Origin of the sequence: Agromyces albus, assembly GCF_004134825.1 — a bacterium.
Lineage (GTDB): Bacteria > Actinomycetota > Actinomycetes > Actinomycetales > Microbacteriaceae > Agromyces > Agromyces albus.
In genome coordinates this window covers 106,544-122,521 of sequence record NZ_SDPN01000007.1, presented here as the reverse complement: position 1 = coordinate 122,521, position 15,978 = coordinate 106,544, and the positions used below count along the sequence as shown (strand labels likewise).

Sequence of the window (15,978 nt, the reverse complement as noted above, 5' to 3'; positions counted from 1 at the left end):
CGCGGCGCTGGTTGTCGTGCACGTCCCACGTGACGACGGGGTTGTCGGGGTCGCCCGTGTAGTAGTCCTGCGTGTAGATCTCGACGCGATGCCCGTCGGGGTCGCGCAAGTACAGGTAGAACGCGTTCGAGACGCCGTGACGGCCGGGTCCGCGCTCGATGACGTCCGACATCCGCAGTGCGCCGAGCTTGTCGCAGATCGCGATGATGTTGTGCTTCTCGTGCGTCGAGAACGCGATGTGGTGCATGCGCGGCCCGTCGCCGCCCGTCATCGCGGTGTCGTGCACGGTCGGCTTGCGGCGCATCCAGGCCGCGTACGTGGTGCCGGCTTCGTCCTGGATGTCCTCGGTGACGCGGAAGCCGAGGTCCTCCATGTACTTGACGGCGCGCGGCACGTCGGGCGTGACCTGGTTGAAGTGGTCGAGCCGCACGATCGCGCCCGGCGTGTGGAGGTCGAAGCGCCACGCCAGCCGCTCGACGTGCTGCACGTCGTGGAAGAACTCGTAGGGGAAGCCGAGCGGGTCCTCGACTCGCACCGAGTCGCCGATGCCCTTCGTGAAGCCGTCGGGGCGGCGCTCGATGCGGCATCCGAGCTCCGTGTAGAACGCGACGGCACGGTCGAGGTCTTCGGGAGTGCGCACCCGGTAGGCGAGGGCGGCGGCCGCGGCGACCGGGCCCTTGCGCAGCACGAGGTTGTGGTGGATGAACTCCTCGAGCGAGCGCAGGTACACCGTGTTGTCGTCCTCCTCCGTCACGACGAGTCCGAGCACGTCGACGTAGAAGGCGCGCGAGGCGGCCAGGTCGGTGACGACGAGTTCCATGTAGGCGGCGCGAACGACGTCGGGCGCCGGCGCGGTCGGTGTTGGGATGCGGTCGGCCGGTGCCGGGATCGGGTCGCCGGTGGTCACGATCGGTTCGGGGAGTTCCATGTCGGCGTCCTTGCTGGGAGTGGCGGGAGGGGGTCGGAATGGGTCGGATGCCGCGAGCTGCTGCATCCGCTCAGGGGTTCGCGGTGGCGACGGGCGCGGTGCCCTGTCGCGTGCCGAAGCGCGGTGAGTGTGCTTCATTGAGGGTGATGTGCACGGCTTGCTGGTCGGTGTAGAAGTCGATCGAGCGGTAGCCGCCCTCGTGGCCGAGCCCCGAGGCCTTCACGCCGCCGAACGGGGTGCGGAGGTCGCGCACGTTGTTGGAGTTGAGCCACACCATGCCCGCCTCGACGGACTGCGAGAAGTTGTGAGCTCGCTGCAGGTTGTTGGTCCAGATGTAGGCGGCGAGGCCGTACTTCACGCCGTTCGCGAGGGCGAGCGCCTCCTCGTCGGAGTCGAACGGCGTGATCGCGACGACCGGGCCGAAGATCTCCTCTTGGAAGATCCGGGCGTCGGGCGCGACATCCGCGAACACCGTCGGCGCGACGTAGTTGCCCGTCGGCAGGCCCTCGGGGCGACCGCCGCCCGCCACGAGGCGTCCCTCGCCCTTGCCGATCTCGACGTACGACATCACCTTCTCGTAGTGCTCGGGGTGCACGAGCGCCCCCACCTCGGTCGCCGGATCGTGCGGATCGCCGACGACGATGTTCTCGGCGCGCTCGGCATACCGCGACACGAAGTCGTCGTAGATCGGGCGCTCGACAAGGATGCGCGACCCCGCCGTGCAGCGCTCGCCGTTGAGCGAGAACACGCCGAACACTGTCGCGTCGAGCGCCGCCTCGAGATCGGCGTCGGCGAAGACCACGGCGGGCGACTTGCCGCCGAGCTCCATCGAGAGGCCCTTCAGGAACGGCGCGGCGTTCGCGAAGATGAGCTGCCCGGTGCGGCTCTCGCCGGTGAACGAGATGAGCGGGACATCCGGATGCTTCACGAGCGCGTCGCCCGCCTCTTCACCGAGCCCGTTGACGAGGTTGAACACGCCGTCGGGCACCCCCGCCTCGCGGAAGATGTCGGCCCACAGGCTCGCCGAGAGCGGCGTGAACTCGGCGGGCTTCAGCACGACCGTGTTGCCCGTGGCGAGGGCGGGGGCGAGCTTCCACGACTCGAGCATGAACGGCGTGTTCCAGGGCGTGATGAGCCCCGCGACCCCGATGGGCTTGCGATTCACGTAATTCACCTGGCGGCCGGGCACCTTGTAGGTGTCGTCGCGCTGGGCGACGATGAGGTCGGCGAAGAAACGGAAGTTCTCGGCGGCGCGCTGCGCCTGGCCCAGGGCCTGCGTGATCGGCAGTCCGGTGTCGAAGGTCTCGAGCTCGGCGAGCCGCGCGTCGCTCGCCTCGACGAGGTCGGCGATGCGGTGCAGCACGCGAGCGCGCTGGCGCGGCAGCATCCGGGGCCACGGTCCGTCGGTGAACGCGCGGCGAGCGGCGGCGACGGCGAGGTCGATGTCGGCCCGTTGGCCGGCGGCGGCCTGCACGTACGTCTCGTTCGAGACCGGGTCGAGCACGTCGAAGGTCTCACCGCCCACCGAGTCGACGAACTCGCCGTCGATGTAGTGGCGGATGCGATCGGGAAGGCCCTCGGGGATGTGGTGGGTCATGTCTGGTCCTAGTCGTTCGACGCGGTGAGTGCGTGATCAGGGTCTGCTGCTGCGGCTGACTGGCCGACGGCGAGCTTGTGCGAGGCCTGGTAGGCGAGCACCGCGTCGAGGGTCGCGGCGCGGTGCTGCCGGGCTGCGAGCTCGATCTCGAGCGGCGCTGCGCCCGACTCGATGAGTTCGACGAGGCGTTCGTGCTCCTCGACCGAGTCGTGTGCGCGCCCCGGCACGAAACTGAACGACGAGTCGCGCAGCATCTTCATGCGATTCCAGCCCCGGTGCACGAGGTCGAGGATGTGCGGATTCGGGCACTCCTCGAAGAGCACGGAGTGGAACTCGAGGTTCAGCGCGGTGAAGCGGTGCGGATCGAAGTCGGCGAGCGTCCGACGCATCCGCTCGTTGATCTCGCGCGCTCGCCGCAGATGCTCTGGGGTGAGATACGGCGCCGACATCGAGGTGGCGGCGCCCTCCACGATCGAGAGCGTCTGCATCGTGTGCAGGTACTCGGCCTCTTTGATGAGGGCGACCTGCGCGCCGACGTTGCGCTCGAACGTCACGAGCCCCTCGGCCTCGAGCAGCCGGATCGCCTCGCGCACCGGCACGACGCTCACATCGAGCTCGCGCGCGATCTGCCCGAGCACGAGCCGGAACCCCGGCACGTACCGGCCGTCGTCGATGCGTGCGCGGATGAAGCGATAGGCCTGCTGCGATTTGCTTTCGATGGGATGCATCCGCTCGGCGCTCATCGGCCCTCCACCTCGGCGCGGTAGCGCGCCTTCCACTCGGCGTTCATGGGGAAGAGTCCGTCGACGGATGCCCCGGCCGCCACCTGCTCGGCGACATACGCGTCCTCCTGCTCCTGTGCGACCGCCTCGGCCACGACCTCCTCGACGAGGTGCGGCGGGATCACGATGACGCCGTCGCCGTCGCCCACGATGACGTCGCCGGGCTGCACGGCCGCGCCGCCGCACGTGATCGTGGCATCCGTCTCCCAAGGCACGTGCTTGCGGCCGAGCACCGACGGGTGCGGGCCCTGCGAGAACACCGGTATCTCGAACCCTGCGACGGCCTCGGCGTCGCGCACGCCGCCGTCGGTGACGATGCCGGCCGCGCCGCGCACCTGGGCACGCAAGGCGAGCACGTCGCCCACGGTGCCCGTGCCGCGCTCGCCGCGGGCCTCGATCACGAGCACCTCGCCGGGCTCGACCGTGTCGAACGCCCGCTTCTGCGCATTGAAGCCGCCGCCGTGCCGTTCGAAGAGGTCGGGACGGAACGCGATGAAGCGCACGGTCTTCGCGCGCCCGACGAGGCGGCGGCCGGGATGGTTCGAGTGCACGCCCTCGATGAAGACGTCGTGATAGCCGCGCTTGCGGAGCGCCACCGAGAGGGTCGCGACGCCGACGGTCGAGAGGTGCTCGCGGAGGGCCGGGGTCAGCTCGAAGGCGGAATTGGGCTCAGGCTCGGGCGCGGGTTCAGGCAGGCCCGCGCGCTCGCGATCGCCCCACGCCTCGATGCGCTGCAGGTCGTCGGTCGCGGGCTTCGCGCCGAAATCGCCGAAGGGCGCCGTGCCCGCGGTGATCGTCGTGACGAGGCGGCCCGAGGTGGGGTGGCCCGCGGCATCCGGGGCATCGACCTCGACCTCGACGACCTCGCCGGGCACGACGACCGAGGAGCCGGCGGGCGTGCCTGTGAGGATGACGTCGCCGGTCTCGAGGGTCAACAGCTGCGAGAGGTCGGCGACGAGCTGCCCGAACGGGAAGAGCAGCGTGCCGCTCGAGTCCTCCTGCACGAGGGCGCCGTTCACCCACGTGCGCACGCGAAGACCTGCGGGGTCGACGGATGCCGCGGGGATCAGCGCGGGGCCGAGCGGCGTGAAGCCGTCGCCGCCCTTCGAGCGCACGTTCGATCCCTTGTCTGCGGCGCGCAGGTCGTAGAGGCCGAAGTCGTTCGCTGCCGTGACGGATGCGACGTGCCTCCACCCGTCGGCGGGGGAGACCCGGCGTGCGGGCTCGCCGATCACGAGCGCGATCTCGCCCTCGAACGCGAGGAGCTCGGTGCCGGCGGGGCGCTCGAGAGTGCCGCCCGAGGGAGCGACGGAGGAGGCGGGCTTCAGGAAGTAGCTCGGCGCGGAGGGCGTGCGACCGCGCTGGGCCGCCCTCGACGGGTAGTTGAGGTGCACGGCGATGATCTTGCCGGGGGTGGCGATGCCATCGATGGTCATGGACGTCCTCGTCTGTAGATATCTGAAATGATATACGATCTGGTGACACTCGTCCAGATCGAGACCGGGTCAGGGACGCGACGCACCGATGAAGCGATCGGCGAGCGCTTCCGTCGAGCGGGCGAGCAGCGACACGTCGGCGCCGACCAGCACGAGCGCAGCGCCCGCCTCGGCGTACCGGTCGGCCACCGCCGGTGCGAAGGCGTTGACGCCCGCCGGCTTGCCGGCCGACTTGGCCGCCGCGATCGACCGCATCACGCCTGCGACGACGTCGGGGTGCTCCTGCTGCCCGATGAGTCCCATCGACGCCGCGAGGTCGGCCGGTCCGACCAGGATGCCGTCGACCCCCTCGACGGCCGCGATCTCGTCGACGTGCTCGACCGCCGCCGCCGACTCGATCTGCACGAAGAGCGAGATCGTCGACGCGGCATCCGCGAGGTAGCCCTCGACGCGGTTCCACCGGGAGGCGCGAGCGAGCGCGCTGCCGACGCCCCGGATCCCGTGCGGGGGATACCGCACGGCGCGCACCATGGCCTCAGCCTGGTCGGCCGAGTCGACCATCGGGATGAGCAGGTTCTGCACGCCGATGTCGAGGTACTGCTTGATGGCGACCGGGTCGCCGAACGGCGGGCGCACGAGCGGGGTCACCGGGTAGGCGGCGACCGCCTGCAGCTGCGCGAGGATCGACTCGAGGCTGTTCGGCGAGTGCTCGGCGTCGATGAGCACGACGTCGAGTCCGCTGCCCGCGGCGATCTCGGCGTTCACCGCGCTCGCCGAGCACACCCACACGCCGAACTGCGGGCGATCGGATGCCGCGATCCGCGCGGCGAGCGTCGGCGGAAGTGTCATTCGAACCGGCATGTCACTGCTCCCAACTCTCGGTAGTCGGCGTGCACCGTGTCGCCTCGCTCGACCCACATCGGCCGGGTGAAGGAGCCCGCGAGGATGATCTCGCCCTCGCCGAGCGACTGCCCGTGCTGCGCGAGCTTGTTCGCGAGCCACGCGACGCCCATCGCCGGATGCCCGAGCACCGCGGCTGCGACGCCCGACTCCTCGATCGTCTCGTTGCGGGAGAGCAGCGCCGAGACCCAGCGAAGGTCGACCTCGTCGACCTCCACGCGACGATCACCGACGACCATCGCGCCCATCGCGGCATTGTCGGAGATCGTGTCGACGATCGTGCGGCCCTGCAGCTCGACGTGCGAGTTGAGGATCTCGAGCGCCGGCACCACGTACGCCGTGGCGTCGAGTGCGTCGGCGAGCGTCGTGTTCGGCCCTACGAGCGGCTTCGAGAGCACGAAGGCGAGCTCGACCTCGATGCGCACGTTCGAGAAACGGTCGAACTCGACGGATGCCCCGGACTCGATCACCATGTCATCGAAGATCACGCCGTAGTCGGGTTCGGTGATGCCGGTCGCCACTTGCATGACCTTCGACGTCAAGCCGATCTTCCGGCCCACGATGCGTCGCCCGGCGGCCGCTCGGCGCTCCGCCCAGAGGTGCTGCACGGCATACGCGTCGTCGACCGTCATGCCGGGGTTGCGAGCCGTCAGGAGCGGCACGGTCGTGCGATCCCGATCGGCGGCGAGGAGCTCGTCGGCGATCGCCGCGATCTGTGATGGGTCAAGCACCGATGCTCCACTTCGTTGTCGAGACTCGGGGCGATCGTGCGGGAATCGCGAAGGCCGAGTATTCGACATCGTATACGATGCGTCGCGGCGGTTGCGAGCAGTGCGTGGGAACCGCAGTCACAGGGGTCTCGTTCGCTCTTTAACGAATTGACTCCCGGAACGTCAACCCCGCCGCCGTTCGGCCGATTGCCGCGTACCGTGTTCGTGACACCAAGCGTTCGTGACGACACGCGCCGGAGGGGATGACCATGAACGAACGGCCTGAATCGCATCCGGTGGATTTCGCAGAGGAACTCAGCGATCGAGCGGCCGGCGGACTGCTGTTGGCCTTTCTGACAACGGTCCTCGTCGTGCTCGCAGTGGGGACGACCTTCAGCTGAGCACGCGCGCCGAGGCGGCCGGGGATGGTCTCAATCAAGGGCCGTCATCTTGGTGAACCGTGGCCACCTCACGAGCGATCAGCATCACGCATCGGGTCCGCTTCCTGAGTCATGCGCGGGGGATTCGTCCCCGCCGATTCGGGACGGGGCAGCGCCGTCCTGGGCGCCGCCGGAGAGGGAATTCATATAGGCCGCGAACGCGGCCGGCTCGTCATCATCGGTGACCCAATGTGCCGCGCGATATTCGGCCCAACTCATCGGCTCCTTCATGACCAACAATTACGCCTCTCGAGCCTGACGTAGCAAGGGGTGTACTTCTCGCTGTTCGGTCGTTTCGTGGCTGCGCTGAACCGCAGGAGATCGGCTTCGTGTCGTCGACGACCGCCGCTGATGCACGGCAGAATGGGCCGGGTGAAGACGATCCAATTGCGCCGGTACACGCTCGTCGACGGAGAGTACGACGACTTCATCGAGTGGTGGCAGGGGTCCATGCCCGCCGTGAGGCCGGCCGCCGGGTTCACGATCGAGTTCGCCTACGGCATCCGCGAGTCGAACCAATTCGTCTGGGCGGTCAGCACGCCGGGCGATCGCGACGAGTTCCTGCGCGTCGAAGCGGAGTACCTGGCGTCCGAGCCGCGCGCCGCGGTCTTCGCCGGCGTGCCGCAGCGCATCGCGGTCTACGACATCAGCTTCGTCGACGACGCGCCCGGCACTGCAGCCTGAGCGGGCTGCGGAGCGCGCGTCGGGCCGGTGCATCCGTCATCTCCGTGACCCGACGTAGTCTTGACCCATGAGCACCGAAGCCGTCATCGTCGACGTCGTTCGCACGCCAGTGGGGCGAGGCAAGCCCGGAGGCATCCTCTCCGGCATCCATCCCGTCGACCTCCTCGCCGACGTGCTCGACGCCCTGATCTCGCGCAACGACCTCGACCCCGCCCTCGTCGACGACGTGATCGGCGGATGCGTCAGCCAGATCGGCGAGCAGAGCTACAACGTCACCCGCAATGCGCTGCTCGCCGCGGGCTTTCCCGACTCGGTGCCGGGCACGACGATCGACCGGCAGTGCGGCTCGAGCCAGCAGGCCGCCGCGTTCGCCGCGCAGGCCGTGCTCGCCGGCCAGGCCGACATCGTCATCGCGTGCGGCGTCGAGTCGATGAGCCGCGTGCGACTCGGCTCGAGCACCGCCGGCGCCGATCCCTATAGCGACCGCGTCCGCTCCCGCTATCCCGACGGCCTCGTGAACCAGGGCGTCTCCGCCGAGCTCATCGCGGCGAAGTGGGAGCTCTCGCGCGCCGAGCTCGATGAGTTCGCGGCACATTCGCACACGCTCGCCGCCGTCGCGCAGTCCTCAGGTGCGTTCGCGAGCGAAGTCGTGCCGGTCGCCGGAGTCGACACCCTCACCGATGAGACCGTCCGGCTCGACACCTCTGTCGACTCGCTCGCGGGGCTCAAGCCCGCATTCCGCACCGACGAGCTCGCCGAGCGGTTCCCCGACGTCGAGTGGCGCATCACCGCGGGCAACTCCTCGCCGCTCACCGACGGTGCCTCGGGCGCCCTCATCATGAGCGCCGAGCGCGCCGAGAAGCTCGGGTTCACGCCGCGAGCCAGGTTCCGCTCGTTCTCGGTGGTCGGCAGCGATCCCATGCTCATGCTCACGGGCGTGATCCCCGCGACGGCTCGCGTGCTCGAGCGGGCCGGCCTCACGCACGACGACATCGACATCTACGAGGTGAACGAGGCCTTCGCCTCGGTGCCGCTCGCCTGGCTGCGCGAGACCGGTGCGGATGCCACGAAGCTCAACCCGCGAGGCGGCGCGATCGCCCTGGGCCACGCGCTCGGATCCTCGGGAACGCGACTGCTCACGACCCTCGTCAACCAACTCGAGGCGAGCGGCGGACGCTACGGCCTCCAGACGATGTGCGAGGGCGGCGGCATGGCGAACGCCACGATCATCGAACGCGTCTGACGGGTTCCTGAACTTCATCCGGCCTTCCGCTGTACGCGACGAAAGGACAACACATGGAACTCGAGGGCGCATCGGCGATCGTCACGGGCGGCGCATCCGGGCTCGGGCGAGCGACGGCGCAAGCGCTCGTCGACGGCGGTGCATCCGTCGTGCTGGTCGATCTTCCGGGCCCGCGCGGCGACGAGGTCGCGGCAGAGCTCGGCGATCGTGCCCGCTTCGTCGCGGCGGATGTCACGAGTGAAGCCGAGGTGCAGGCCGCGATCGAGGTGGCCGCAGGCCTCGCCCCGCTGCGCGTCGTCGTGAACTGCGCCGGCATCGTCAGCGCGAACCGAACCGTCGGACGCGAAGGGCCGGCGCCGCTCGACGTCTTCGAGCGGACCATCCGGGTGAACCTCATCGGCACATTCAACGTGACGCGTCTTTCCGCCGCGGCGATGTCCGCGAACGAGCCGGCGATGGGGCACGCGCCGGGCGGCCCCGACACCGCCGAGCGCGGCGTCATCGTGAACACGGCCTCGGTCGCGGCATTCGACGGGCAGATCGGCCAGGCCGCCTATTCCGCTTCGAAGGGCGGCGTCGCCGCGATGACGCTGCCGCTCGCCCGCGACCTGTCGAAGCTCCTCATCAGGGTGATGACGATCGCTCCCGGCATCTTCGAGACGCCCATGATGGCCGGCATGCCCGCTGAGGTGCGCGAGTCGCTCGAAGCCCAGGTGCCGCATCCGTCGCGGCTCGGGCACCCGAGCGAGTACGCGGCCCTCGTGCTGTCGATCATCGCGAACCCGATGCTGAACGGCGAGACCATTCGGCTCGACGGCGGCATCCGGATGCAACCGAAGTAGTCGTTGTGTACGGGTGGCGATTCGGCGGACTACACCGCCGCGGTGACCCGAGTCGCGCCCCGGCCGCGCACTGTCTTGATGATCCCTTCGGCCACGTCCCAGGTCGGGATGACGACGAACATGACGGCGATGATCGTGGCGATGATCCCGCCGGCCTCAGCCCACGGCCACCCTGCGGCGTCGAGGTAGTCCTCGTTGAAGAGGCGCCCGGTGAGGAACAGCCACAGCGCGGGAACGGCGAAGGCGACGTTGAGCACGACGTTCGCTCCGACGAGCCACCAGTTCCATCCCCACGTGTACACGGCGATGGCGAAGAGAAGCTCGAGCGCGATGAGCACGAGGAAGTACGGCAGCCAGAACGACCAGAGCTCGGGGTCGAGGAGCGGGATCGGCTGCCCCGCGTCGTCCGCGTAGACCGAGAAGAACTGCTGCCAGATGATCGCCCCCGCGAAGAACACGAGGAAGACCGCCGACGCGATGAGGTCGCTGAGCCAGTGCGAGCGGCCAGCGTCGGGGACCTGGGGGAGCTGCTCGGGCGTCCAAATCTCGACCTTCACCGTGCTCGGTGAGCGCTCGATGATGGCGAAGACGAGCGTCGTCCAGAAGCCGAGGTGCACCGCGATCGAGATGCCGGTCGCGATGGACTCGCCGATGGCCTGGCCCACCGCATCGCCCGACAGCAGCTGCGCGAGCAGTACAGCCGCGGTGGCGATGGGGAGGACCACGACGAGCAGCAGCTTCAGCAGTCGCCACCACGTGAGGAAGTAGCGCGGGCCGATCAGGTGAAGCGGCCGGTCGACGTAGTGCGCCGCGAGTGCTGCCGGGTCGCCAAGGTCGGTGAGCGCGGCGACCTCCGCGTCGGCGGGCGAGTGACCCGACGCGATGAGCGCGTCGCTCTCGTCGCCGATGCGCTCGCGCAGTTCGTTCGCGAACTCGGCTCGCTGGACCTCGGGCACGTTGCGGGCGGCGGCCCAGACGTAGCGGTCGGTGAGGGTGTTCATCGTTCGTCTCCCGTGGTGAGTCGCGTGAGGGCGTCGTCGAGGCGGCGCCAGTCGGTGGTGAGCGCGCCCGCGAGCTGTTCGCCGGTCGCGCTCGTGCGGTAGAACTTTCGGGGTCTCGCATCGTCGGTGTTCCACTCGCTCGTCAGCAGGCCCTGCTTCTCGAGTCGCCGCAGCAGCGGATAGAGCGTGTTCGCGTCGACCGTGATGCCGAGCTCGTTCAACGACTCGAGCAGGGCGTAGCCGTAATCGGGCGTGCGCAGGCGGACCAGGCACGCGAGCACGACGGTGCCGCGTCGGAGCTCCTGCAGGTGCCCAGCGGTCGTCTCATCGGTGTTCATGTATCACACGATACTGTGCGTCACACACTAATGCAACGGCTACGTTGAAGTGGAAGGCATCGACCTGCGGCCACAGGACGCGCGGATGTCCCACGCGACCACGAACAGGGGTCCAAGTACTCTCGTTCCATGGTTCCTGGCGCTCCCGCGACACTGTCCGATCGGATGACGCACGAGCGTGATGTCTGGCTTTGCACGCTGCGACGTGACGGGTCGCCGCACGTCACCCCCGTCTGGTTCGTCTTCCTCAGCGATGCGTTCTGGATCAGCAGCGGCGAGCGGAATGTCAAGGTGCGCAACGTCCTGAACGACCCGAGGGTGAGCCTCGCGCTCCCCGACACCGTCGCACCGTACGTCGCCGAGGGGCGCGTGCGGGTTCATCGCGACCCGCTTCGAGCGGATGTGCTGGCCGCGATCGCTGCCAAGTACGACGGCTGGGATGCCGGCGCGGAGATCGAGCCGTTCGGGTCTCGCGTGCTGCTGGAGGTGCCGGTCGACAGATGGCTGCTGAAGGGCGCGGCGCAATGAGGTCGTGCTGGCTTTGTGACGCGGGCTGACGAGGTCTGACGCGGGCTGACGTCGCCCGCTACTGCTCGGCGTGCGTCTCGAGGAACTCGTAGACCTCCGCGTCGTCGACGCCGGGGAACGTGCCCGACGGGAGCGGCGAGAGCACGTGCGCGTGCAACCGGGCGCTCGGCCAGGCGCGTCCCGCCCAGCGTTCGGCGAGCCCGTCGGGCGCGCGCCGGCAGCACGCGTCGTCGGGGCACGTCGACACCGCGCGCACCGTGGTCTCACGCCCGCGGAACCACTTGGCCTGATTGAACGGCACGCCGACCGTGATCGAGAACTCCGCGGCATCCGTGCGCCCGGTCTGCGTGGCGCACCAGAACGTGCCGGCCGGCGTGTCGGTGTACTGGTAGTTCTCGGTCGTGCGGTTGGTGTGCTCGAACGACGTGCGCGCACTCCACTTCTTGCACACCCACTGGCCTTCGATCGACCCGGTGACGTCGGTCGGCAGCGGCAGGCCGTCGTTCTCGTAGCCCTTCAGCAGTGCTCCGTCGCCGGCGACGCGCAAGAAGTGCAGCGTCATGTCGAGATGCGTGGTGGCGAGATTCGTGAAGCGCAGCGCCGCGGCCTCATGGGTCACGCCGAACGCGTCGCGGAAGTCCTCGATCGCGAGTCGCTTCTCCTTCTTCGCGGCGGAGAGGAAGGTGACGGATGCCTCGCGCGGCATCAGGCACGCAGCCGCGAAGTAGTTGATCTCGAGCCGCTGCCACAGGAACTCGGCATAGCTGTTCGGCCGCTCGTGCCCGAGCAACCGGTGCGCCATCGCCTGGAGCGCCATCGAGCGCAGGCCGTGGCCGCCGGGGATCGACGCCGGCGGCAGGTAGATGCGCCCGTTCGCGATGTCGGTGATCGACCGGGTGGAACCGGGCAGGTCGTTCACGTAGATGAGCTGGAAGCCGAGCTGCTCGGCCATGACACTGACCTCGCGGTGCGTGAGCGCTCCGGTGCGATGGCCGGAGGCGCGCACGCGCTCTTCGGCGAGCTGCTCGATCTCGGGCAGCGAGTTGTCGCGTTCGCGCATCAGCTCGCGCAGTTCGGTGTTGGCGCGCCGGGCCTCCTCGGGCGTGGCGATCGCCTCGCTTGCCCGGCGTTGCAGTTCGCGGTGGAGGCCGACGATCGCCTCGAGCGCCTCGTCGGTGATGCCGCGGCCCGGCTTGATGGTGGGAATTCCGAGGCTCGCGTAGAGCGGGCTCGACTGCGCACGGCCGAGTTCGAGCTCGAGAGCGGCCCGCCGGCTCGGTGCCTCGCGAGCGAGCAGGGCGGCCAGGTCGACCTCGAGCGCCGCGGCGAGGGCGTCGAGCGTGGAGAGCTTCGGTTCGCGTTTGCCGTTCTCGATGAGCGAGAGCTGGCTGCCGGCGAGCCCCACCGCCGCACCGAGCTGGTCGAGGGTCATGCCACGCTCGCCCCGGAAGTGGCGGATGCGATGGCCGAGCGTCGCGAGGTCTGGGGATCCTGCCTTCATCGCTTAAGAATAGCGAAAGATCTGCAGTTCTTAAGCACACATTCGCCGGTTGAGATGCGGGAATGGGGCGCATTCTTGAAGTACGAACTGCTTTCCGGCGCCACGGCCGGGCCCCATTGAAAGGGACGACGATGACGATCTCCGAGTTCTCGGTCGGCACCGAGACCACCGGCCGCGCCCAGGGCGGCACGAGCGACACGGCCCTCCGCGCATGGGTCGATGAGATCGCCGCGCTCACGAAACCCGACGAGATCGTCTGGTGCGACGGCTCGCTCCACGAGGCCGACCAGCTCACGAAGCAACTCGTCGCCGAGGGCAAGCTCATCAAGCTGAACCCCGAATGGCGCCCCAACAGCTACCTCGCGCGCACCGCCCCGGGCGACGTCGCCCGAGTCGAGGACCGCACCTTCATCTGCTCCACCTACGAGGAGGATGCCGGCCCCACCAACAACTGGCGCGACCCGCGTGAGATGCGCGAGGAGCTCACGCACGTCTTCGACGGCTCGATGAAGGGGCGCACGATGTACGTCGTGCCGTTCTCGATGGGCCCGCTCGGCGGCCCCATCTCGCAGCTCGGCGTCGAGATCACGGACTCGCCCTACGTCGTGCTCTCGATGGGGATCATGACGCGGATGGGCGACGCGGTCTACCGGCTCATCGAGGCGGGCGAGCCGTGGGTGCGCACGGTGCACTCCGTGGGCTACCCGCTCGTCGACGGCGTCGGGCACCGTCGTGACGAGGTCGACTGGCCCTGCAACGACACCAAGTACATCGTGCAGTTCCCCGACTCCCGCGAGATCTGGTCGTACGGGTCGGGCTACGGCGGCAACGCCCTGCTCGCGAAGAAGTGCTTCGCGCTGCGCATCGCCTCGGTGATGGCGCGCGACGAGGGCTGGCTCGCCGAGCACATGCTGCTCATCAAGATCACCTCGCCCCAGGGCAAGGCCTACCACGTCGCCGCGGCGTTCCCGTCGGCGTGCGGCAAGACCAACCTCGCGATGCTGCGGCCGACGATCCCCGGGTGGAAGGTCGAGACGATCGGCGACGACATCGCCTGGATGCGTCCGGGTGACGACGGCCGCCTCTACGCGATCAACCCCGAGTTCGGCTTCTTCGGCGTCGCGCCGGGCACCGGCGAGTCCACGAATCCCACGGCCGTGCAGACGCTGTGGGGCAACACGATCTTCACGAACGTGGCGCTCCGCGACGACGGCGACGTGTGGTGGGAGGGCCTCACCGACACGCCGCCCGCCCACCTCATCGACTGGGAGGGCAACGACTGGACCCCGGCATCCGACACTCCGGCGGCCCACCCCAACTCGCGCTTCACGGTCGGGGCCGCGCAGTGCCCGCAGATCTCCGACGACTGGGACGCCCACGACGGCGTGCCGATCGACGCGATCCTGTTCGGCGGGCGGCGGGCGACGAACGTGCCGCTCGTGGCCGAGGCGCGGTCGTGGAAGCACGGCGTGTTCATGGGTGCGACCATCTCGTCCGAGCAGACCGCGGCCGCCGAGGGCACCGTCGGCGAGCTTCGTCGCGACCCGTTCGCGATGCTCCCCTTCTGCGGCTACAACATGGCCGACTACTGGGGCCACTGGGTGAAGATGGGTCGCGTCCTCGGCACGAAGGCGCCGAAGATCTTCCAGGTCAACTGGTTCCGCAAGGGAGCCGACGGGTCGTTCCTGTGGCCGGGCTTCGGCGAGAACTCGCGCGTGCTCGAGTGGATCGTCGGCCGCATCGAGGGCACGGCCGACGTCACCGAGACGCCGATCGGCCTGCTCCCGGCATCCGGGTCCCTCGACCTCGACGGCCTCGGCATCGCGGATGACGTCGTGGAGCAGCTCTTCGACGTCGATCGTGACTCGTGGCTCGCCGAGTGCGACCTCACTGAGGAGTACTTCGCGCAGTTCGGCGATCGCGTGCCCGCCGCGCTCCGGGCCGAGCTCGCGAGCCTGCGCTACCACCTCGGCGACCAGGCGGCGTAGGACGACGATTGCATGAGTGAGGGCGGATGCTGCGGCATCCGCCCTCACTCTTCGCCTGTCGCCCCCTCGGCACGTCGCGCCCGCCGATCGCCGCACCGGCGCTAGCGTGTGCCGCAGAGTGAGGGAGGCGGCATGGAGCTCGGCTCGATCATCGAAATGGTCGGCGAAGTCGTCGACGTGCTGGGCGTCGTCGCGATCGTCGTCGGCGTGCTGTACGCGATCATCGATGCCGCTGTGCGCGGCCTTCGGCGGGTGAGCCCCGTCTACACACGGTTCCGCCGCGTGCTCGGGCGCGCGATCCTCCTCGGTCTCGAGCTGCTCGTCGCGGCCGACATCATCAAGACCGTCGCCGTCACGCCGACCCTCGACTCCGTGGCCGTGCTCGCGGTCATCGTGCTGATCCGAACCTTCCTCAGCTGGTCGCTCGAGCTCGAGATCTCAGGGCGCTGGCCGTGGCACAAGCGGGAGGAGCCGATCGAGGAGCCGGCGACCGCAGACGTGGCCTGAAGCGAAGCGCGCGTCGTCTCGTCGTCATTCGGGGGCGACGGATGCCGCAGCGCCGAGTTGCCAGGCCGCGATGACACTGCGGTGGTGAGAACCGGCGTTCGGGTGCATGTCGATGAGGGCGAGCGTTCCGAGCTCGACGCGCTCGCCCCACCGGAGGCGCCGGTTCTGCTTGTGGCTCACGTGCGGCCGGTACTCCTCGCGCACGTGGTCGACGCCGACGCCCGCCTCGCGGAGCGCATCGATCGCACGTGATCGCAGCGCCTCGAGCTCACCACCGTCGCGCACGAGCGTGACCGGCACGTCGTGTCGCCGGCCGAACGCCGCATCTTCCCCGCCGCTCGCACGGACGGCCGTCGCCTGCTCGGCGAGGCGGCCGATGATCGCCGCGACAGCCGGTGGGGGAAGTTCGGTCGAGAACGGCTCGACGAGGGTGACGTGCAGCGGCCACTCGGCCACGGTGAACTCGGCACCCGCGGCGAGCGGCACGAGCGGCAACACGACGACGAAGCGCGCCATCCCGTGATTCTATCGGGGGCGCGCTCGGTCGATCAGG

17 protein-coding genes are annotated in these 15,978 nt (G+C 69.2%); 7 read left to right on the top strand and 10 right to left on the bottom strand.

Annotated features, from left to right (window positions below; translation table 11 throughout):
- The 6 genes from hpaD to ESP51_RS05870 all read right to left on the bottom strand — a co-directional run.
- Positions 1–928: 3,4-dihydroxyphenylacetate 2,3-dioxygenase (gene hpaD / locus ESP51_RS05895; RefSeq protein WP_241843001.1), on the bottom strand; the 928-nt coding region annotated here is incomplete at its 3' end.
- Between the two features lie 70 nt (positions 929–998).
- Complete coding sequence (gene hpaE, locus ESP51_RS05890) at positions 999–2,525, bottom strand: 5-carboxymethyl-2-hydroxymuconate semialdehyde dehydrogenase (protein WP_129519964.1); 1,527 nt, start codon at positions 2,523–2,525, stop codon at positions 999–1,001.
- An 8-nt stretch (positions 2,526–2,533) separates the two neighbouring features.
- A complete protein-coding gene (locus tag ESP51_RS05885) occupies positions 2,534–3,268 on the bottom strand; it encodes a GntR family transcriptional regulator (RefSeq protein ID WP_206737223.1) in 735 nt (244 codons plus the stop codon).
- Positions 3,265–4,743: a fumarylacetoacetate hydrolase family protein gene (locus ESP51_RS05880; protein ID WP_129519963.1), complete on the bottom strand. Its 1,479-nt coding sequence runs from the start codon at positions 4,741–4,743 to the stop codon at positions 3,265–3,267. Before ESP51_RS05880 ends, ESP51_RS05885 begins: the two co-directional genes overlap by 4 nt.
- A gap of 69 nt (positions 4,744–4,812) precedes the next feature.
- A complete protein-coding gene (locus tag ESP51_RS05875; protein WP_129519962.1) occupies positions 4,813–5,604 on the bottom strand; it encodes an HpcH/HpaI aldolase family protein in 792 nt (263 codons plus the stop codon).
- The gene (locus ESP51_RS05870) at positions 5,589–6,374 is read right to left on the bottom strand and encodes a 2-keto-4-pentenoate hydratase (protein WP_129519961.1); all 786 of its coding nucleotides are present in this window, start codon (positions 6,372–6,374) and stop codon (positions 5,589–5,591) included. The genes ESP51_RS05875 and ESP51_RS05870 overlap by 16 nt, the downstream gene beginning before the upstream one ends.
- 248 nt (positions 6,375–6,622) lie before the next feature.
- On the opposite strand from ESP51_RS05870, the gene ESP51_RS21170 reads away from it, so the two are divergent.
- From ESP51_RS21170 to ESP51_RS05855, 4 genes are all read left to right on the top strand, one after another.
- Positions 6,623–6,754, top strand: coding sequence for a hypothetical protein (locus ESP51_RS21170; protein WP_277871065.1), 132 nt, complete (start codon positions 6,623–6,625; stop codon positions 6,752–6,754).
- A gap of 411 nt (positions 6,755–7,165) precedes the next feature.
- A complete protein-coding gene (locus ESP51_RS05865) occupies positions 7,166–7,477 on the top strand; it encodes a hypothetical protein (RefSeq protein ID WP_129519960.1) in 312 nt (103 codons plus the stop codon).
- A gap of 67 nt (positions 7,478–7,544) precedes the next feature.
- A complete protein-coding gene (locus ESP51_RS05860; RefSeq protein ID WP_129519959.1) occupies positions 7,545–8,720 on the top strand; it encodes a thiolase family protein in 1,176 nt (391 codons plus the stop codon).
- A gap of 53 nt (positions 8,721–8,773) precedes the next feature.
- On the top strand, positions 8,774–9,562 hold the full coding sequence (locus tag ESP51_RS05855; RefSeq protein WP_129519958.1) for a 3-hydroxyacyl-CoA dehydrogenase: 789 nt from the start codon (positions 8,774–8,776) through the stop codon (positions 9,560–9,562).
- 29 nt (positions 9,563–9,591) lie between these two features.
- On the opposite strand, the gene ESP51_RS05850 is transcribed toward ESP51_RS05855, so the two are convergent.
- Together ESP51_RS05850 and ESP51_RS05845 are read right to left on the bottom strand one after the other, a co-directional pair.
- A complete protein-coding gene (locus tag ESP51_RS05850) occupies positions 9,592–10,563 on the bottom strand; it encodes a permease prefix domain 1-containing protein (RefSeq protein ID WP_129519957.1) in 972 nt (323 codons plus the stop codon).
- Positions 10,560–10,901 (bottom strand): PadR family transcriptional regulator, encoded by a 342-nt coding sequence (locus tag ESP51_RS05845; protein ID WP_129519956.1) that lies wholly within the window; start codon positions 10,899–10,901, stop codon positions 10,560–10,562. The genes ESP51_RS05850 and ESP51_RS05845 overlap by 4 nt, the downstream gene beginning before the upstream one ends.
- Before the next feature lie 165 nt (positions 10,902–11,066).
- On the opposite strand from ESP51_RS05845, the gene ESP51_RS05840 reads away from it, so the two are divergent.
- Entirely contained in the window at positions 11,067–11,429 is a 363-nt protein-coding gene (locus ESP51_RS05840; RefSeq protein ID WP_206737222.1) for a pyridoxamine 5'-phosphate oxidase family protein, read from the top strand.
- Positions 11,430–11,487: 58 nt separating this feature from the next.
- On the opposite strand, the gene ESP51_RS05835 is transcribed toward ESP51_RS05840, so the two are convergent.
- On the bottom strand, positions 11,488–12,930 hold the full coding sequence (locus ESP51_RS05835; RefSeq protein WP_129519954.1) for a helix-turn-helix domain-containing protein: 1,443 nt from the start codon (positions 12,928–12,930) through the stop codon (positions 11,488–11,490).
- Between the two features lie 131 nt (positions 12,931–13,061).
- On the opposite strand from ESP51_RS05835, the gene ESP51_RS05830 reads away from it, so the two are divergent.
- Together ESP51_RS05830 and ESP51_RS05825 are read left to right on the top strand one after the other, a co-directional pair.
- The gene (locus tag ESP51_RS05830; protein ID WP_129519953.1) at positions 13,062–14,918 is read left to right on the top strand and encodes a phosphoenolpyruvate carboxykinase (GTP); all 1,857 of its coding nucleotides are present in this window, start codon (positions 13,062–13,064) and stop codon (positions 14,916–14,918) included.
- Positions 14,919–15,050: 132 nt separating this feature from the next.
- The gene (locus ESP51_RS05825) at positions 15,051–15,425 is read left to right on the top strand and encodes a DUF1622 domain-containing protein (RefSeq protein ID WP_129519952.1); all 375 of its coding nucleotides are present in this window, start codon (positions 15,051–15,053) and stop codon (positions 15,423–15,425) included.
- 24 nt (positions 15,426–15,449) lie between these two features.
- Here the strand turns inward: ESP51_RS05825 and ESP51_RS05820 are convergent, their stop codons facing one another.
- The gene (locus tag ESP51_RS05820; protein WP_129519951.1) at positions 15,450–15,941 is read right to left on the bottom strand and encodes a 2'-5' RNA ligase family protein; all 492 of its coding nucleotides are present in this window, start codon (positions 15,939–15,941) and stop codon (positions 15,450–15,452) included.
- Positions 15,942–15,978 lie beyond the last annotated feature (37 nt).

Excerpts from the sequence above, each read along its gene's own strand:
- ESP51_RS05885 (WP_206737223.1), bottom strand. The coding sequence starts at position 3,268 with ATGAGCGCCGAGCGGATGCATCCCATCGAAAGCAAATCGCAGCAGGCC.
- ESP51_RS05845 (WP_129519956.1), bottom strand. The coding sequence starts at position 10,901 with ATGAACACCGATGAGACGACCGCTGGGCACCTGCAGGAGCTCCGACGC.
- ESP51_RS05875 (WP_129519962.1), bottom strand. The coding sequence starts at position 5,604 with ATGCCGGTTCGAATGACACTTCCGCCGACGCTCGCCGCGCGGATCGCG.
- ESP51_RS05835 (WP_129519954.1), bottom strand. The coding sequence starts at position 12,930 with ATGAAGGCAGGATCCCCAGACCTCGCGACGCTCGGCCATCGCATCCGC.
- ESP51_RS05830 (WP_129519953.1), top strand. The coding sequence starts at position 13,062 with ATGACGATCTCCGAGTTCTCGGTCGGCACCGAGACCACCGGCCGCGCC.
- ESP51_RS05825 (WP_129519952.1), top strand. The coding sequence starts at position 15,051 with ATGGAGCTCGGCTCGATCATCGAAATGGTCGGCGAAGTCGTCGACGTG.
- ESP51_RS05860 (WP_129519959.1), top strand. The coding sequence starts at position 7,545 with ATGAGCACCGAAGCCGTCATCGTCGACGTCGTTCGCACGCCAGTGGGG.
- ESP51_RS21170 (WP_277871065.1), top strand. The coding sequence starts at position 6,623 with ATGAACGAACGGCCTGAATCGCATCCGGTGGATTTCGCAGAGGAACTC.
- ESP51_RS05840 (WP_206737222.1), top strand. The coding sequence starts at position 11,067 with ATGACGCACGAGCGTGATGTCTGGCTTTGCACGCTGCGACGTGACGGG.
- ESP51_RS05855 (WP_129519958.1), top strand. The coding sequence starts at position 8,774 with ATGGAACTCGAGGGCGCATCGGCGATCGTCACGGGCGGCGCATCCGGG.
- ESP51_RS05850 (WP_129519957.1), bottom strand. The coding sequence starts at position 10,563 with ATGAACACCCTCACCGACCGCTACGTCTGGGCCGCCGCCCGCAACGTG.
- ESP51_RS05820 (WP_129519951.1), bottom strand. The coding sequence starts at position 15,941 with ATGGCGCGCTTCGTCGTCGTGTTGCCGCTCGTGCCGCTCGCCGCGGGT.
- hpaE (WP_129519964.1), bottom strand. The coding sequence starts at position 2,525 with ATGACCCACCACATCCCCGAGGGCCTTCCCGATCGCATCCGCCACTAC.
- ESP51_RS05880 (WP_129519963.1), bottom strand. The coding sequence starts at position 4,743 with ATGACCATCGATGGCATCGCCACCCCCGGCAAGATCATCGCCGTGCAC.